Below are 17,956 nucleotides of genomic sequence, written 5' to 3' on the forward strand. Positions count from 1 at the left end.
TTTCTCCTTTATAAAATTTAATTAATTTGTTCGCATGTCCTGATAATGACTTTTTATACATTTATTTATAGTTTATTACTATTTGTCTTAATATTGTGTATAATTTGCGTTTCATATTATCTTTATAGTGACTGATTATTACTCATAATCTATACTGCATTGAAATTAAATTATAAATCTTCCCATCTGTTTCTCTTTCGGATTTTCTCACTTCAACAAAACCCATCTTAGTCCAAAAAGCAAACCCGTTTTCATTGGTTTCATAACATGCCAATTCGATAATTTTGAATTTTTTATTCCTTGCAACTTTAAAAATATTAGTTAATATTTTTTTCCCCATCCCTTTTCTTTGAATGCTTTCATCTAACATTAGCAAACCTAAATACCCTATGTCTTCTCTAGGATATCCTTCAATAAAATCTATTACTGCTAAACATTTATTTTTGTCATATAAAGCGACAAATGTCTTCTTTGACTTTTCAACTCTGGGTGGCAGAGCATCAATATCTTCCAGACACTCTTCTATTGTCACTTCATGATTTTGTGTTTTAGAGTAGAAATATTTATTACTCTTCATTAAGTGAAATACATCTTCAATATTTTCTTCAGTTATGGGTTTTATAATGTATTCTGATAAAACATTTTCTAATTCATTTATTAACATTTTTTCATACCTCACAAAACATAAATTATCTTTAATAACCTTGTCGTTACTTAGCTCTTTCCATTTCACTACGCAACTAAAGACATGGGAAAGACATGGGGACGTTTAAGACGTCTTTACGTCCCCATGTCTTATTACTTTTTTCACTTTTATTCCTCCACAACATATAAGGATAATACTATCTGTACAAATTTATTCTAAATCTTGAATATTCATTTTTTCTATTTCTGACAACTTTTCTTGCTTTTCTTTTTCTAAATACTTTACCACAAAATATATTACAAACATAATAATACTGGTTAAAGCAACAAATGGTATTATTACAGCAAAACACAAAACAATAACTGGTAATACAATAGCAAATTTGCTTTGTTCTTTTGCTAATCGATACTCGATATAAAATAAACTTAATGGAATAATAATCAATGCGATCAATATAAATGTTATTCTGTACATAACTATTTACCTTCCTTTCTTATTTTTTTATACTCTGAAATTAATATTTTTGCTGTATCAAAGTCAATTTTTTCATTTATAGCAAGTCTTTTTATCAAAGCAACATACGGTTCATTTGCGTTATCTTCACTAATTTTAATTTTTTGTATAAGTCTATCTAATCTAAGTCTAACAGTTGGATATGTTACACAATACTGATTAGCAACTTCTTTTAATGACCCTGAAGCCATAATGAATTTTTTTATAAATGATATGTCCTCATCATCTAAGTTTGTCATCCATTCAGGAACTACTTCTAACATCATTTCGATCACCTCTCTTTAACAATGTTAAGTGTAACATTTAACATTGTTAAAGTCAATAGTAATATTTTATTAAACAATATTAATTAGGAATATATCTCATATTAAATTTAATATCATAACATAAAGTTCAGCAGCACAGGGACTTGTCTCTTTCAATACAGCAAATAATAGGTATAAATAATAAGAAGCATGAAAAAACCTCTCGTCATAATAACCGAGAGGTTCAAATTTAAACAAATTTTATTTTACCATTATTACCATTGGTTATTTAATATTATTCAATTTTTATTGCTCTGCAAATAATTTATGCCTACCATTAAATATAAAACAGTTATATCATTCAGCAATTTATTTTTATTACCATATATGCTCCTTTGCAAATTCTGATTTATTATTCCTGTAAACTTAATCTTAAATCTAAATTCTTCTCAAATTACCATATGTCATCAGAATTATACTCTCAAACGTGTCTTGAAGTTAAAATTGGCTTTCTTCATCCTTTAGGAAGTTCTTCAAACTTTTGTACGCTCTCTAAGTCATTATCCCAACTTGCTTTGTTTGCGTAGAAGATGTGCCCTTGCGGTTTCATGTGTATGTCACTATCAATACATCCTGCGGGAACAACCAGCAGATTTCCATCAAACTGAATATTTGGCAGCGCCGATCCGCAATTGGAGCAGAAGCTTTTTATGTGACCTTCTGAATTGTAATTAAAAATTTTAGCTTTATTTTCACCAGACAGCCATCTTAACTTGGCTGTAGAAGAAAACAGATTAGCCGCATGGGCTGAGCCTGTATCCTTACGACATCTCTCACAATGACAAAGAAAGAAATTCTCAAATTCTCCTTCAATCTCAAAAGTGACTTCACCACAAAGACATGATCCTTTATATTTCATAATAAAATCTCCTTTCAAATAATCCTATATAAATAATTTGTATTTCGCTTGATAATGACTCCTAATATAAATAATGAATAAATTTATACTAAACATTTCCATTATACTCCACTCTAAAAGGCATTTCTATAAAATTATATTTTTTTTCTTAATTTTACATGTTGAGCTACAAAAAATTGATCATAAAGATAATTCTGATGTATGGTTTGCGAGCGAATGGTCAAATAATAGGTATAAATAATAAAAAGTATGAAAAAAACCTCTCGTCATAATAAACGAGAGGTTGAAATCAAGAAAATTTTATTTTACCAAGGTGATCATTATTATTATTGGTCACCTTGATATTATTTAAATTTTATTGCTCTGCAAACAAAGGAAGTGGCTCAAGAAATATGATGTCATCTCTTTTTGCAGCATCACCTTCTGCTAAAATTGCTGCTTTTGCAGTAATTATTCCTCCGGCAGACTCAACAAGCCTTTCAATACCCTGTATAGATTCACCTGTACTTATTACATCATCTATTATTGCAACTCTTTTTCCTTTTATAAAAGCTGCATCCTGTTCGTCTAAAACAAGAATCTGCTTCTTTTGAGTCGTAATGGATACAACCTCATCTACAAGTGGAGAATCCATGTATGGTTTTATACTTTTCCTGGCAACTATATATTTTTTCATTTTCAAAAGTCTTGATATTTCAAATATAAGTGGAATACCCTTTGCTTCAGCAGTTACTAATATATCAACTTCAGGCAATCTTTTGACAATTTCAGGTGCTGCTGCACAAACAATTTCTGTATCTCCTAATATTACAAAGCTTGCAATACTAAGATTATTACTGATTTTAATAATAGGCAGTTCTCTTTTTACTCCAGCTACTTCAATAGTATAGATATCTTTCATGTCATTTCCTCCTTTAATTTTACATTCCTAATGTTCCCGCTACAATTCTAAAAATAACACCAGATAGCATTCCAAAAAACGGATCACTGATTGCTGTTACTGTCATAGTTATTCCTCCAACAATAGCTCCACCTGGTATATTTGTTACACTTAATGCTGCTAATGCACTGCTAGGTGCAGTTACTATCGCTCCAAGTACGAATAAAAATCCTGCAATCGATTCACTTGGTATATAATTCCCAATTTTAGGTAGTAGTCCTGCAAATAATATTGCGGCCATGATTCCCATCATCAAAACACCAGAAAATAAAGGATTTGGTGCTCCTCCTGTTGCTGAAATAATGGACTCAACAGGACCACCGCCAAATGATGCAGATGCTAAATCAGCTAAACTGCTGACGATAGATAAATGGTCTATATTTACTTTAGTATTTGCAATAGAACCAGTAATTTGACCAAAAGCTATATTAGCACCAATATTTAAGCATATCAATGCTAGTGCACCACGTATAACATCAAAATTTATAATAGGTTTTTGGAAAACTAACTTTTCTCTTTCTGTAGCGACCATACCTGTTTGCTTTTTTAGAGCCATTGAAAGAATACTTGTACCAATTACTGAAAAAGTAATTGTATAAACTAAGTCTTTTGTAATCATATATGTTACGAAGCTAACAGCAATAGATGAATAACCAACAATTTTATTCTTCTTTGCCATTTCTAAAGAAACACGTGCTAACATAATACCAACACCTGCCATCATACCATTAGTAATTGCTGGTCCAATAAATGAGACAATCTTCTCAAGCAAACCGAACACACCAATTGCTGTCATACCTATAGCACCAACCATAACCATAGAAGTACGCTCTCTCATATTTTTTCCCATAGTTCCAGCCAATGTGATAGTCTCGGCTTGAAATGAAACTGGAGCTACTACTCCAAGAGCTAAACATCCTACTGCACCAACTATAAATGCAAAAGCTGTAGGTACAGATGCAAATCCAAACGATAACGCTAAAAGTCCTTGTGGCAACCCATTAAGAATAACACTTAAAGCTGCTAGTAAATCTTTAAAATCCATTAATATTCCTCCATTGTTTGCTCTCAAAAAACGGAATACAAAACAAAAAATCTGAAACTCCCCCAATTGGGAAAGAATTTCAGATTTTTATAATCAAAAAATAAAGGTAGGAAATATTACCTCGCATTTTATTACTGTCATTCTACCCATAGTTAAATAATTTACGGTTATTTTGTAGAAACTTCCGAACCATATTATCGGAATTATATGAGAGCAATTATATTTTTTACTTTTTTAATATAACAGAATATTCTACCAATTTCAATATATTATAATTGTTAAAAATTTCTATTGATGGTATTATATTTAATTACTTATTTTAAGCTCATCAATAAGTTCATTAGAACCGCCCCTTAATCTCTCAGCATTGCGGATACCATCCTATTGTTGCATATGGTATTAAAAATTCAACAATGCCTGCAGCATATGGAGCAATATCATATTGCTCATAGTAAATTACTATTCCTTGAGTAGTGAGGTAAAAATTATTTTCATTAAAATTCTTTAAAATTAAGCTTTTGTATTCAGTAAAATAAATGTTAGAATTTTGTTTTATATTATATTCTGCTTGTTTTGTTATTTCTTCTATAAGCAGATTCCTGTAGTTTATTTCTGGTTTGAAAAAACTATAAAGGGGTAACTGCATTCCGCTGCATAATTCCCAAGTTTCTGAGCTTCTTACTGTACTACCGTGAGCTCCTCCAGTGAATTCATATTTTTCAAAATATACACTTAAAAAACAATTTTCATTATAAGTTACTGTATATTCCATATATGCTTCATATGGATGAAACGGAAAATCATTAACCTGTGAGTTTTTGTAATAATTAATGGCTTGTTGATACAAATACTCAGCGTATCTTATATATTCTCTAACACTAATAGCTATTTGATTATTTATTATCCATTCTGATCTTGGATTATATTCCATGCTTATTACCGGATATTTAATAGTAAGTTTAAGCATTTCAATGTAATCATATTTAAACGTCTCCTCAATTTTCTTCATACTGATGTTTGCTTTGTAGCAATAGTCTTTATTCATTTTTATATCCCTCCTGCATTTATAATATGTATAAAATACATAAGGGTACATCAACAATCATCTTTAAGTTGCCTCAACAAAGGAGTTTTATGTAGTCAACCGGCACATCCATTCGTACAGCTGTTTCTTCAACAGAAAGTCCGCTGTCTATAAATCGTTTGATAACTATTTCTATATTTTCACAAACTTCTATGATATGTTTATCTAACCTCCATTTATCTTAACAACTAAAATGAACTTTTTATCCATTTACTTATACAATGTTCACTTTAAGGTTTTACAAAATCATATTGGATAGAACATAGCTAGTTTAAACATTTCTTTTTTATTTAAATATCTCCATCCTTGCTATTATTTCAATTATTCTTTGATTTTGGAAACCAATGTTTTGTATTATTAGCTATTTTGACTAATAACAACATTACAGGAACTTCAGTTAACACCCCTACAACGGTTGCTAATGCTGCAGGTGAATCCATACCAAACAATGCAATCGCCACTGCTACTGCTAGTTCGAAAAAATTTGATGCACCGATCATTCCAGCAGGAGCAGCAATATTGTATGGTAATTTTAGTGTTTTACATGCAATATATGCAATAAAGAAAATTAAAAATGTTTGTATTGTTAGTGGTACTGCTATCAAAATTATGTGAAGTGGATTATTTAAAATAACCTCTCCCTGGAATGAGAATAACAATATAAGCATAAGCAGTAATCCAATTATTGTAGCATTATCAAATTTAGGTAAAAACTCATTTTCAAAGTATTTTAATCCTCTTTTTTTGGTAATATTCATTCTAGTTAAAATTCCTGCAGATAATGGTATTACTACAAAAAGCACTACTGATAAAATAAGAGTATTCCACGGAACAGAGATATTGCTTACCCCTAATAAAAACTTAACAATAGGGACAAATGCAATTAAAATTATTATATCATTAGTTGCTACTTGAACTATAGTATATGCTGGGTTTCCTTTTGTTAATTGACTCCAAACAAATACCATTGCAGTACATGGAGCAGCTCCTAATAATACCGCACCTGCTAGATATTCCTTTGCTAGTTCAGGTGTTATCAAGTTTTTAAATACTATAAACAAGAAAAATGATGCTATAGCATACATTGTAAAAGGTTTTATTATCCAATTCGTGATCCATGTTACATATAAACCTTTTGGGCTTTTTCTAACATTTTTAATACTTTGGAAATCTACTTTCATCATCATAGGGTATATCATTACCCAAATAAGTATAGCGGTCGGGATAGAAACATTAGCATACTCAAATCTACCGAAAAATTTAGGAATTACAGGCATAAATTTTCCTATTAATACTCCTACCGCCATACAAATTGCTACCCATAATGTTAAGTATTTTTGAAAAAATCCTATTCCTTGTGTCTGTTCATTACTCATAACATATCCTCCATTTTAATTATCGCAATTACATAAATCTTTTATTTTACATTTTTCAAACTTAATACAGTCATTTTTATAGCAAGGTAATTCGCCGATTTTAATTATTAGATAATCATATAGTTTCTTATTTTCTCTAATAAATTCATCGCTAATTTTATAATAAGTCCATTGTGCAGTTTTATAGCTTTCTAATATTCTTGCTTTCTTTAATACAGTTAAATGTCTAGAAGCATTAGACTGCGTTAGCCCTAAACACTCTTCAATTTCACATACACACATTTCACCTTTAAGTATTTGAGATATTATTCGAAGCCTTGTTTCATCTGCTAATGCTTTTAAAATTTCAATCAAATTATCGCCTCCTTCACTTTTTTATATTTCATTTTTTTATAAATACAACAACAAAACCGTATATCACTATATGAGCATGTATGCATATAGTATGCTTATTAAAAACCATTTTCTATAATGGTTTTATGATAAACTGTATAATTGATCCTATTTGAAAAAATTATATATCTTATATATATAAATGTCAATATAATTCAAATATGTTTACGAAACTTATATTTCGTTCTATCTTGTTTAGCATGCTCTAATATTTTAGTGTTATCTCATTTATTTAATCAAGAGGTTCATATAATAGTTTTAATAAATTTTACACTTATATAATTATATATTTTTTCGTTTAATTGGTTTTAAATTATTTTGAGTGTCAGTACTATTCAATTCACCTTCCCTCCTTGTATTTTTTTAGCGCGCTGAACTTAACTACATAGAATGGGTTGTTTTTATAATAAAGTAACACAACATGATGCTCTCTTTCCATTAATAATTCATTATCATTTAAAGAAGTAGTCTCTAGAAATACATTCAATTCACCTGTATCATCAACAATTTTAGCTTTTAAATATTTATCTTTGTTAGGTATTAATAAACTAGAATGTGTATATTTAAGGGAATCTGGTATTTCTTTAATTTCATTTATATTTTCTAAATGACCTTTTATTATATAATGTTTGCCGTAAAAATTATCATAATCTATAGGCTCGTAATTCTTTATTTCCGATACTGTAGTATCCCATAATTCTATGGAATTATATTTCGCGCTATTCCTCATGTTTTCAAACCTAACATTAAGATAATCTTCATACATATTTGTAATAAGCAGTAACCCTATTCTATTTCTTTTATCCTCAGAACTTGACGTTGGCTTTACATCCATCCGTACATGATACTCTCCAATGCGTTTAGTCCAGAACAAACCTCCTTCAAATTTACCATAACCTTTTTCATAATAACGATTAAATTCTTTTAGTCCAATTTCTAATTTTTTATTACCATAAAGCTTACCAACTAAATTAAAAATTTCAGGTGTCTCTTTCATATAAAAATCATTAAATTGTTTATCTGTATATTCTCTCGATAACCACCATGTTACTGACATAGATTTGCCATTATCTTTTGCTAATGTATGTATACCTAAAGTATTATCATTATTTTTTAATGTAACAATACTTATGGTATTATCATCATAATATTTGAAATCTTCTATATACCACCCAAAATTAATATCTGATAAAACTTTTTCAACTTCTTCCCTTTCAAGAGGAAATTCATATTGTTGCTGAGAGTTAATACAGGCGGTAAGTATAATCGAAATTATAGCGATATTTAAAAGTAAAATAAAAGATTTAAATTTCAAAGTTTTCTCCTCATAATTTATTTTATTAGTTAAATTTATTTAGATAGTAATTATGATTTATCTAAATTTATTTCTGCTTAATATTTGTAGGATAATTATACCAAAATAATCAAATCATGTAAATAAGATAATCTTATAAATACAAAATCAAGAAACAAAACGAAAATACATACTAGTTTGCTTATTTTTATATTTCTTACAAATTATAGAAAGTTTTTTTAAAAAACTTGACTGTTAATAGGCTTTATGGTTTATAATGAAGGCAGTAAATAAAAGGGGGAAACTATATGACTAATAAAGAAATTGAAAATCAAGAGAAAGGAGATGCTTCCTCTACACAGAATGTGTGCTTCACAACAAAGGAAACAGAAAACTCGTATTTACCATTAAAAAGCGAAGAACTTCCACAAGTATTTCACCCATGGCGCAGATATTTGGCTAGATTTTTTGACATAACCATATACAATATCTTTTGGTCGTCTTTTCTAGCATTTGCATTTAATGTACCTTTGACAGTTAGAAGCAATCTTGAAAATATCCTTGATGTTTTTATAGCAATTACCATTATGTTGTTTTTAGAACCACTACTTCTTCATTTGTTTGGGACTACGCCAGGAAAGGCAATTTTTGGTCTCAAAATAGAAACTGCTGATGGCAGGCTTCTTTCTTATAGTGAGGGTTTAGAACGAACGTGGAGAGTTATAGGCATAGGTATGGGATTCAATATTCCAATATATAACCTTGTACGTCTCTGGAAAAGTTACAGCATATGCAATGATAACGAAACTCAACCTTGGGATGAGTCTATATCTTACACCATCAAGGATACGAAATGGTATCGAAGTCTATTTTATATTGGAGCTAATGCTGTCGTTCTGATTGTTTTAGTTGCATTAGTATACTCACAGCAGATACCACCTAATCGAGGTGATTTAACAATAGAAGAATTTGTTGAAAACTACAATTACTATGTTAAATTTTTTGATATTGATTTTGGTAATGAATACTTAGATAAAAACGGGAAATGGGTAGAAAATGATCAAGATGGGACTATGTATATTCAAATTGGTCATGGTGAAAAGCCAGAGTATAACTTTACATTAGATAAAGGATATGTGTCAAGTATTTCATTTGAAGTTGAAATAAAAAACAATGAAAATTTGCTTAGTTCCTATGATACACAAATGTTTTTAGCTTCCCTTGCTTTTGCCGGTGCACAGGAAGAAATGAAGCTATTTTCAAAGATTCCAACCCGAATTGCTAAACAAATTGGTGATAAAACCTTTGAGGATTTCAAATTTAAAGAGGCAGGTATTACTTTTTCATGCGATACCGAGTATTCTGGTTATAGTAATCATAGTAATACTCAGTCTGATTTTATGTTTCCATCTGAAAATGCAACAGAAAACTATTTTAGTTTAAATTTTTTAATAACTAAGTAAAATAGTACAAAAGAATATTGTATAGAGTGGGATTTTATAAAATAATTTTCATTATATTAAAGACATTGGTCCCACTCAAATTAAATCATATTCTGTATCATAATTTTATTATATTTCATTAATATAATTTATTATTTTCTACTTTATAAGCAAGCTCTTTTATTTTAGTTTCTATCTTTGTAATCACTAGCTCAAATTCCTCATCACTTTTGCCAGTAGGATCATCCAAACCCCAATCCTCTTCATACTTACTGTCTACAAATGGACAAATTACATTACATCCCATTTTTATAACTATATCTATCTCCGGAAGTTCAGTTATTAATTTTGAGTATTGCGTTTTTTCAATATCAATATTATATATTTTTTTCATTAACCTTACTGCATCTTGATTTATTTGTGGTTTAGTATCAGTTCCTGCTGAATAGCTTTCAAAAGCATCACTTGCATAATGCTTTCCAAGAGCTTCTGCAATTTGACTTCGGCATGAATTGTGAACACATATAAATGCTACCTTAGGTTTATTCATGTTGACCTCCTTTATTTTTCATTTTTTTAACGATCATTTATTTATCTTCCTAGATTACTCTATTTCTAGTTCCTTATTATTAATATCCATAATTGAAATTTTACACTTTCCACCTAAATTATCCTGTACTAATGTTGACAGGTCTTTTAGTGCACTTTCAAAATCATTTAATCTACTTTCATCTATTAATTCTATACACATAAAAGCATTATTTGTATTTTCAGTAAGCATTGTTCTTACAGCTTCTCGCCAATTCCAACACCTGCAAATTGCACCATTGTCATCTTTGTAGACTATTTCTCCTTCATAAGGAGGTGAATTTTCATCCGTTCCAAGCGGAATAAATTCCTCATTTCCAACAGCCGTAGTCAATCTTATATCACCTACAAATTTATCTATATCCTCTCCACCACAAGGTAATGCATATCTTAATGAAATAGAATTGTAAATATCGACCAGTGGGTTAATAGTTCCTATATGATTTCCATTATGAACTCGCTTTAGCAATGATTCAATTGAAGCCCTTGCACCTTTCTTTGTTTTGAATTTTTGAAATGCTTCTCTCCATACTTTTATTACATTGTTCTTACTAAATTCTTCATTCTGTAAATGTTTTAATGCTTCCTTTTCTGCCTCTAAAATCATTTCCGCATACTGCTCTTTGTCTTTTATAAAATTATCCATGCCCTGACAAATAACAATTCCAATTTTTGCATTAGGAAACAGACTCAAAAAAGAATCCTCAATGACAAATTTTTTCATTTTAAAACCTCCTATATTGAAATACTAAAAATAAAAGCCTAAAGGTATTATTCAATATCTCCTAGGCTTTTCATATATATAAAAATTTTAGCATAACATAATATTTAAGTCAAACATAATATTATGTTTCCAATTATCAATTACGTAAATATTGTAACTTGCATTTTTCAAACTTGATACAATCATTTTTATAATAGGTAATTCTCCGACTTTAATTATTAGATAAATATCAATTTGTATAACATAAATATCCAGTTGTACTGTTTCTAGCCTCTCACTTCTAAAAGCTTATTTTTCAACTCTACTTCAATTCGATTTAACTCGATTTCTGCTTCTTTTCTCTTCTGACGACCTTCTGCTTGAATATGCATAACTTCATCAAGAGTTGAAATCAATGACTCATTAGTGATACGAAGTGTTTCAATATCAACAACTCCTCGTTCTGATTCCTTGGCTGTATCTATTGTTGCCATCTTGAGTATTTCTGAATTTTTTCTTAATAGCTCATTGGTCATATCCGTTACTTCCCTCTGAGCTTTTGCTGCTTGGCCTGAATGGGTAACTCCTAGGGCTAGAACCATCTGGCTTTTCCAAAGAGGAATTGTGTTTACAATTGTTGACTGTATTTTCTCAGCCATTATAGTATCATTTCCTTGAACCAAGCGAATTTGTGGTGCCATTTGAATAGAAATCATTCTGGTTAATTCCAAATCATGAATTTTCTTCTCAAATCGATTACAGATAGCAACCATGTCGTTAACTGCCTGCGCATCTTCTGGTAAGCCACTTACATTAGACTTTTCTATTAATGCAGGCAATTCTTCCTTCTGAACTTTAGCTAGCTTTTTTTTACCAGCCAATATATACATAGAAAGCTCTTTATAGTATGTTTTATTTAGGTCATACATTTTATCAAGCATTGCTATGTCTTTAAGTAACTGTATTTGATTCTTTTCTAGGGACTCGCAGATTTTATTTACATTTACCTCTGCCTTATCATACTTAGCCTTCATTGCCGTAAGTTTATTTGACGATTTTTTAAAGAGTCCCAAAAATCCTTTTTCCTCTTCATCTACATCAAAACTTTTTAGTTCTGTCACAACACCTGATAGCATATCGCCTATTTCACCTAAATCTTTGGTCTTTACATTATTTAGGGTAGACTCTGAAAAATCTGCAATTTTCTTCTGAGCTCCTACACCATATTGAAGTATCTGATTTGATTTTCTTAAATCAATCTGACTTACAAAATCATCAACCATTTTTTTCTCTTCTGGTGTCATATCAATTTCATCAAATGTTGGTTTTTCAATCTGAGTGCTTTCCTTTTCAACTATTTCACTGAGTATTTCCCCTTGTTCAGATGTTTCTTCTTCAAAAGGTTCAAAGGTTAATGTAGGTACTTTATTATCCATGGTTACTTCCCCTATAGTATTTTTATTTTTTTATATTTTTATGTGACAATCCTTCCTGTGCAAACATAGTCTCCATAACGGATATATCCGTCGATATGTCCATTGCCACATCTTCAAACAAACCATCCAATAAATTTTCAAATGCAAGAATAATGGTATCCATAGTTTCCTCTATCTCTTTCTTAGCAGCTGAAATATTAGTGCCGCCTACAGGCTGGTAGTCGAATTCCCTGTAAGCATCTAATAGTTTTAATGTCGTTGGTAAGAAATATTCTACAAATTTCTTTATTTCAGGAAATTTTTCAGGATGTGCCTCGACATAATCAAAAATTTTTCCAGTCACTTCTTCCAGTCTATCTAGTTTACGTGAGATTTCTTCTCCTGGTATTTCGATGTTTGCAAATCTGATTTCTTTTACATATTGTCTGCCTTCATCAATTGCTTTTCTGATTTTTGGATCCAAGGTAACCTTCTTATCACTTCTATCATCCTGTTTCTGATTTTGATTCAAATTCTCTTCTTTTTTCTTTTCCTCAGTTTCCCTCATTCTCATATTTTCTTGTAATTTGAGATATTGCTCATAGCTTTCGTCATTTAACATGAAGCAAGTTTTTTTATCATCGATATGACCTTCTGGAAACATTCCAATATCAATCATTTTTTGTAAATCTTTAACTATATATTTAACACTTCGACCTGTTACAGAAGACAATTCATTAATCATACAATAATTACGATTATGCAACTGTGATATATACCTTTTGAATCTCTTCAATCTTTTACGAATTCTGCCTCCATTCAATAACAAACCCATACTTGTTATAAAGCAGGGTAACAGTATAAAAGAAATAATATTAAACATAGTGTTAATTCTCAATGAATAACCTATTATTGATAATACGATTATTGCAATTAGTAATCCAATACTTCCAATTGAACCAAATACAGTCAAAAGCGTACTTAAAACTTTTCCCACAGGAACTGTATCTTTATCATACTTTGGCTCTTGTCTGTTGTGTTTATACCTTTGTCTATTAGTGTAGGTATAATTCGTATTTTTATTATATTTCTGTTTACTTGAATTTCGTGCATTTCTTGTTTTTGAATTGTCTTCATAATCTTGTTGATTATTATTAAAATTCCAGGTTTGTGAATCTTGATCATAACTTTGGGAATAATCATTTACTTTCCATGTCTGATGGTCCCACGGCTCTTGACGCCCACGATTCCCCCCAAGTGAATTTTTGACCTCATCAAGTGCACCATTAACAATATTCCTGATGTCATGGTTTAGTCTGTTGAAATCCCTATTGTTCACTGCATCTTGAACAATAAAACGAATTTCATCACCTAAATTAAAATTTCCTCGATTATTCATATCCGCCTCCAAGTAATAAACTTTTGAACAGAGTTTTTTCATTTGACTAAATGATAACATCTTTAATCAGCTTATATTTGAATAGTCTCATAAAATACATTCTTTTCATTTTGTAAATTATATCATAACTTATTTTCGAAATCAACAATCATTGAAAGCAAAGGATGAAATAAATGTCTTGGATACATTTATTAATAATTTAGTATTTTTTAATATTACTATTAAATTGAAAAATAATGTAAATTTTCAATTATTAAATAACTACACTTTATATTACATGAAGCATCATATTTATGTAAATTTTGTAAATTATACTACTAGAATACATAGTCTTTTTTTGCAGATACTAATTTAAGTAAGCAAGACTTACAAAATTTTTACGGAGGTAATATAATATGTCAATTACAAATGGAAATATTCCTAGTCTAAGAAATTCACAATCAATAGGTCAGGCAGAAATTCAAAATGTTAAGCAAAATATGAACTCAACTAAAGGTCAAAATATGATTTTAGGCGCTAACATGACTTCAAATAATGCAAGCCAAGGAAATATGACAAATTCTGTTCCTAGCTTAAATAGTTCTACATCTGTAGGATCTGAAGAATTACAAAATGCAAAAAAAGAAATGCAAAATAGTGTTTATGGCAAAGGTATGTTTTAAGAGGTAATTAACTATTATTTAAATTTCCTTCTGATGTTTGTATCATTTGGTATACGGTTGTTCTATAAAACTATCAACATGTATATTAAAGATACTAATTAATCTTAATAAGGCTATTGGCTAAATGTCAGTAGCCTTTTCTTGCTTAATCCCTATTCCAGATTATTTTTCAACTTATACATTTATATTGTAATTTTTTTTACATAAACTGTAAATTATTATAAAAATAATTATGAGTTTATTTTATGTAAGATACCATCCTTATTTCAATTTATGATTATATAAGCAATTAAATATTTTTAATTACTATATATTATAATCTAATGGTTTATCATTTAAAAAACTTATGACAAAAAACGCCTAATTATGATATAATAATTACAATAACTACATTCAATGCTTAGGTAGGTGAAAAAATGGAACGAGTGGTTTTCTTAGTTGATATGAATGCTTTTTATATAAGTTGTGAACGGACACGCCATCCTGAGATAGAAGGTAAGCCTGCTGCAGTAGCTGGTGATCCTATAAATCGTACAGGAATAATCTTAACTGCAAACTATGAAGCTAGAAAATATGGAATTAAAACAACTATGGTAGTTAGAGAAGCTTTAAAACTATGCCCAAATTTAATTATAATTCCACCAGACCACCAATTCTATGAACAAAAATCTAAAGAAGTTATGAAAATTTTAGCTTCTTACACTCCTCTTGTTGAACAAAATAGCATAGATGAAGCATGGCTTGATATGACTGGTTGCAGTGGAATTTTTGGTGAGCCTGTAGAGTCAGCAAAGAATATTATGGAACGTATAAAAACAGAATTAGGTCTATGGTGCTCTATTGGAATATCTGAAAATAAATTTCTATCCAAAATGGCATCAGAAATGAAAAAACCACTTGGTATAACAGAACTTTGGAAAAAAGATATAAAGCAAAAAATGTGGCCTCTTCCAGTAAACTACATGTATGGAGTTGGTAAGCAAACAGCTCAAAAACTTCAAAATCATGGAATTAAAATTATAAGAGATTTAGCCTTAGCAGACAAAGAATTTCTCTTAAAAATCCTTGGGAGAATGGCTGTAGAACTCTCTTTGTTAGCAAATGGGATTGATACATCTTTAGTAACGCCTAACTCTGTAGGTGATATGAAATCAATTGGAAGGTCAACTACATTGCCTCATGATACACTAGATATAGAATATGCAAAAGCTGTTTTATTTGAGCTATCCGATGATGTAGGCATGACAGCTAGAAAATATGGTAAAAAAGGTCATACAGTACAAATTAACATTAAGTATTCAGATTTTAAAAGTATAACTAGACAAATAACTATACCTGAAACATTTCTAGTAAAAGATATTTATACTACTGGAGTTGAGCTTTTAAAAAAGAATTGGAATAACAAGCCTATAAGATTGCTTGGCATAAGTCTAAGTGGTTTTGATGGCAATAAAAATTCCGAACAAATATCCCTTTTTGAGCTACCTGTAATCAATGAAAAAACCTCGAATAAAATCGAAAGTGTTGAAAACACGATTCATAATATCCGTCAAAAATATGGTTCTTCTATAATTAAACCAGGAATAATTATTAGAAAAGAAAATAAAAATTAACATACTATTTCATCAATAAAAACATAGTATGTTAATTTTTGTTTACCTGTACTTCATTTGCTCAAATATAATCAATTTATTATTTATACCTAAAGATAGCTCTTTGTGAATAATTATCTAACAGAATCAAAATACACTTCAGTTTCACGAACATTGCCAAAATTATCAACAAGTTTACTAATAACTTTAATCTTATCATCTTTATTATAATCTTCAATTCTATCTTCGAAATGCGTATAAATACTACAATTAGAATACTGACCATCAGATAGATCGATATCTAATTCTACTTCCTTTTGTATAACAACTACTCCATCTTTCTCTACAATAACTTCTCCACTAACTGGATAATTAATTAATTTCGCTTGCGTTGAATACGAATTTTGATTATGATAACGTGGATTATACGTAGTAACTACTTCTCCAGTAATTAATAATCCTTCTTTACCATTAAAAAAATTTAGTTTATTTTCTGCCCCTACTTCCATTATAAAACTATTGATTATATTTGGATTGGAGTCTAAATATTGAGTACTAGTTTCTCCATCATTCGTAAAGCGTACTAATACCTTTAAGTTATTTTCATTAACATCTACTGGGATATCCGCCCAAAAGCTACCATTTTCAAAAACTGAATTTGCCGAATAACTCTTTTCCCCATTTATAACAAATTCTGCTGTCATACCTTTTTTGTAATATTTAGGTGTAGAACGTAAATTCAAAGTTAATTGACCATCTTTTATATTAAGACTTTTAACGTCTATAGCATATTCTGCCACTAGACTTTCTTTTTCTTCTAGCATAGAAGAAAATTGAGAGTCAATTTGCGCAATTTTATAATCAACATTGTTATATATTTGGCTTACTTGACTATCTAGCTGTTGTATATGATTATTCATTAAGTCAATACGATAAAATAAAGTAACAAATAAAACTAATAATATTATTGCAGTAACTGCAGTACCAAGAATTAAAATTTTCTGAAATTGTTTTTGACTCTTTAGTTTTTTTATTTCATCTTCATATAATTGAATTTGTTCCAAGTCAGATTCTTTATCATCTGAATCTGTACCAACCAATTCACCTAGGGATACACCAAATACATGACATATATCTTGCAACCTATCCATTCCCGGACTTGCTGTACCATTTTCCCATTTTGATACAGCCTGTCTTGACACACCTAATTTTTCTGCTAATTGCTCTTGAGAATATCCTGCATCTTTACGCAGTTTTTGAATTGTTTCATATAATCTCATAATATCACTCCTCGTGAATGTAATATACTACTTAATGTATTAATGTTGCAACCACTTAATAGTTTCCATTATGCAACTTATGGTTGCAATTAATATTTTATGAGTATTATATATTTTATACCAATTAATTTCAAGTTATTTGAGTATATCTATATAGCTGTGCTCTTTTTAATTTTTTCCAAAAGTTCAGATTTACAACTTCTATTGAAGCAATAGTAGCATTAGATTTTATTGAAGCTAATTCGCCTCTTCCTATCTAATCGTCGCCCTGTCTTGTATAAAGTGTTTCGAGAGTCTTATCTAGCATATCAATTTCTTTTTCTATATCATCTGATAGTCCTGATTTTATAAAATTGTATGTTTTGTCAAAATATTCTTCATATATTTGTTCATAAAATTCTTCGTTAATCATTTACGCCT

The 17,956-nt window shown here is 29.6% G+C and carries 19 protein-coding genes, 1 pseudogene and 1 riboswitch; of the genes and pseudogenes, 3 read left to right on the top strand and 17 right to left on the bottom strand.

Features of this window, described 5'->3' with window-relative positions:
• Positions 1 to 142: 142 nt before the first annotated feature.
• From J2Z76_RS04995 to J2Z76_RS05040, 11 genes and pseudogenes are all read right to left on the bottom strand, one after another.
• Positions 143 to 733, bottom strand: coding sequence for a GNAT family N-acetyltransferase (locus tag J2Z76_RS04995; protein ID WP_209510898.1), 591 nt, complete (start codon positions 731 to 733; stop codon positions 143 to 145).
• Between the two features lie 123 nt (positions 734 to 856).
• A complete protein-coding gene (locus tag J2Z76_RS05000) occupies positions 857 to 1,120 on the bottom strand; it encodes a hypothetical protein (RefSeq protein ID WP_209510899.1) in 264 nt (87 codons plus the stop codon).
• Between the two features lie 2 nt (positions 1,121 to 1,122).
• On the bottom strand, positions 1,123 to 1,425 hold the full coding sequence (locus J2Z76_RS05005; RefSeq protein WP_209510900.1) for a DUF2089 family protein: 303 nt from the start codon (positions 1,423 to 1,425) through the stop codon (positions 1,123 to 1,125).
• 493 nt (positions 1,426 to 1,918) lie between these two features.
• Entirely contained in the window at positions 1,919 to 2,323 is a 405-nt protein-coding gene (locus J2Z76_RS05010) for a GFA family protein (RefSeq protein ID WP_209510901.1), read from the bottom strand.
• A gap of 355 nt (positions 2,324 to 2,678) precedes the next feature.
• A complete protein-coding gene (locus tag J2Z76_RS05015) occupies positions 2,679 to 3,224 on the bottom strand; it encodes a phosphoribosyltransferase family protein (RefSeq protein ID WP_209510902.1) in 546 nt (181 codons plus the stop codon).
• Between the two features lie 19 nt (positions 3,225 to 3,243).
• Complete coding sequence (locus J2Z76_RS05020) at positions 3,244 to 4,308, bottom strand: NCS2 family permease (RefSeq protein ID WP_209510903.1); 1,065 nt, start codon at positions 4,306 to 4,308, stop codon at positions 3,244 to 3,246.
• Between the two features lie 129 nt (positions 4,309 to 4,437).
• Positions 4,438 to 4,539, bottom strand: a riboswitch (purine riboswitch).
• A 130-nt stretch (positions 4,540 to 4,669) separates the two neighbouring features.
• A complete protein-coding gene (locus tag J2Z76_RS05025; protein ID WP_209510904.1) occupies positions 4,670 to 5,353 on the bottom strand; it encodes a DUF3298 and DUF4163 domain-containing protein in 684 nt (227 codons plus the stop codon).
• 73 nt (positions 5,354 to 5,426) lie between these two features.
• Positions 5,427 to 5,558: pseudogene (locus J2Z76_RS16580) on the bottom strand (VOC family protein); the annotation flags it as partial.
• 151 nt (positions 5,559 to 5,709) lie between these two features.
• Positions 5,710 to 6,768 carry an ACR3 family arsenite efflux transporter gene (gene arsB, locus J2Z76_RS05030; RefSeq protein ID WP_209510905.1) on the bottom strand — a complete coding sequence of 353 codons (1,059 nt, stop codon included), beginning with the start codon at positions 6,766 to 6,768 and terminating at the stop codon, positions 5,710 to 5,712.
• A gap of 15 nt (positions 6,769 to 6,783) precedes the next feature.
• Entirely contained in the window at positions 6,784 to 7,122 is a 339-nt protein-coding gene (locus tag J2Z76_RS05035; protein ID WP_209510906.1) for an ArsR/SmtB family transcription factor, read from the bottom strand.
• A 379-nt stretch (positions 7,123 to 7,501) separates the two neighbouring features.
• On the bottom strand, positions 7,502 to 8,476 hold the full coding sequence (locus tag J2Z76_RS05040; RefSeq protein ID WP_209510907.1) for a hypothetical protein: 975 nt from the start codon (positions 8,474 to 8,476) through the stop codon (positions 7,502 to 7,504).
• A 287-nt stretch (positions 8,477 to 8,763) separates the two neighbouring features.
• Between J2Z76_RS05040 and J2Z76_RS05045 the strand changes: the two genes are divergently transcribed.
• Positions 8,764 to 9,918: an RDD family protein gene (locus tag J2Z76_RS05045; protein WP_209510908.1), complete on the top strand. Its 1,155-nt coding sequence runs from the start codon at positions 8,764 to 8,766 to the stop codon at positions 9,916 to 9,918.
• A gap of 118 nt (positions 9,919 to 10,036) precedes the next feature.
• Here the strand turns inward: J2Z76_RS05045 and J2Z76_RS05050 are convergent, their stop codons facing one another.
• The 4 genes from J2Z76_RS05050 to J2Z76_RS05065 all read right to left on the bottom strand — a co-directional run bounded on the left by J2Z76_RS05050 (position 10,037) and on the right by J2Z76_RS05065 (position 14,002).
• Positions 10,037 to 10,447 carry an arsenate reductase ArsC gene (locus J2Z76_RS05050; RefSeq protein ID WP_209510909.1) on the bottom strand — a complete coding sequence of 137 codons (411 nt, stop codon included), beginning with the start codon at positions 10,445 to 10,447 and terminating at the stop codon, positions 10,037 to 10,039.
• A 54-nt stretch (positions 10,448 to 10,501) separates the two neighbouring features.
• Positions 10,502 to 11,209, bottom strand: a complete 708-nt coding sequence (locus J2Z76_RS05055; RefSeq protein ID WP_209510910.1) for a B3/B4 domain-containing protein — start codon at positions 11,207 to 11,209, stop codon at positions 10,502 to 10,504.
• A 266-nt stretch (positions 11,210 to 11,475) separates the two neighbouring features.
• Positions 11,476 to 12,624 carry a toxic anion resistance protein gene (locus J2Z76_RS05060; RefSeq protein ID WP_209510911.1) on the bottom strand — a complete coding sequence of 383 codons (1,149 nt, stop codon included), beginning with the start codon at positions 12,622 to 12,624 and terminating at the stop codon, positions 11,476 to 11,478.
• 22 nt (positions 12,625 to 12,646) lie between these two features.
• Complete coding sequence (locus tag J2Z76_RS05065; RefSeq protein ID WP_209510912.1) at positions 12,647 to 14,002, bottom strand: 5-bromo-4-chloroindolyl phosphate hydrolysis family protein; 1,356 nt, start codon at positions 14,000 to 14,002, stop codon at positions 12,647 to 12,649.
• 395 nt (positions 14,003 to 14,397) lie between these two features.
• Here J2Z76_RS05065 and J2Z76_RS05070 point away from each other — a divergent pair, with 395 nt between their 5' ends.
• Positions 14,398 to 14,664 (top strand): hypothetical protein, encoded by a 267-nt coding sequence (locus J2Z76_RS05070; RefSeq protein ID WP_209510913.1) that lies wholly within the window; start codon positions 14,398 to 14,400, stop codon positions 14,662 to 14,664.
• A 416-nt stretch (positions 14,665 to 15,080) separates the two neighbouring features.
• Positions 15,081 to 16,277 (top strand): DNA polymerase IV, encoded by a 1,197-nt coding sequence (locus J2Z76_RS05075; RefSeq protein ID WP_209510914.1) that lies wholly within the window; start codon positions 15,081 to 15,083, stop codon positions 16,275 to 16,277.
• 113 nt (positions 16,278 to 16,390) lie between these two features.
• Here J2Z76_RS05075 and J2Z76_RS05080 read toward each other — a convergent pair whose 3' ends face one another.
• Both J2Z76_RS05080 and J2Z76_RS05085 read right to left on the bottom strand, forming a co-directional pair.
• The gene (locus J2Z76_RS05080; protein ID WP_209510915.1) at positions 16,391 to 17,536 is read right to left on the bottom strand and encodes a helix-turn-helix domain-containing protein; all 1,146 of its coding nucleotides are present in this window, start codon (positions 17,534 to 17,536) and stop codon (positions 16,391 to 16,393) included.
• A gap of 256 nt (positions 17,537 to 17,792) precedes the next feature.
• Positions 17,793 to 17,948 (bottom strand): hypothetical protein, encoded by a 156-nt coding sequence (locus J2Z76_RS05085; protein WP_209510916.1) that lies wholly within the window; start codon positions 17,946 to 17,948, stop codon positions 17,793 to 17,795.
• Positions 17,949 to 17,956: the final 8 nt, after the last annotated feature.

The sequence above is a fragment of the Sedimentibacter acidaminivorans genome (genome assembly GCF_017873955.1).
GTDB lineage: Bacteria > Bacillota > Clostridia > Tissierellales > Sedimentibacteraceae > Sedimentibacter > Sedimentibacter acidaminivorans.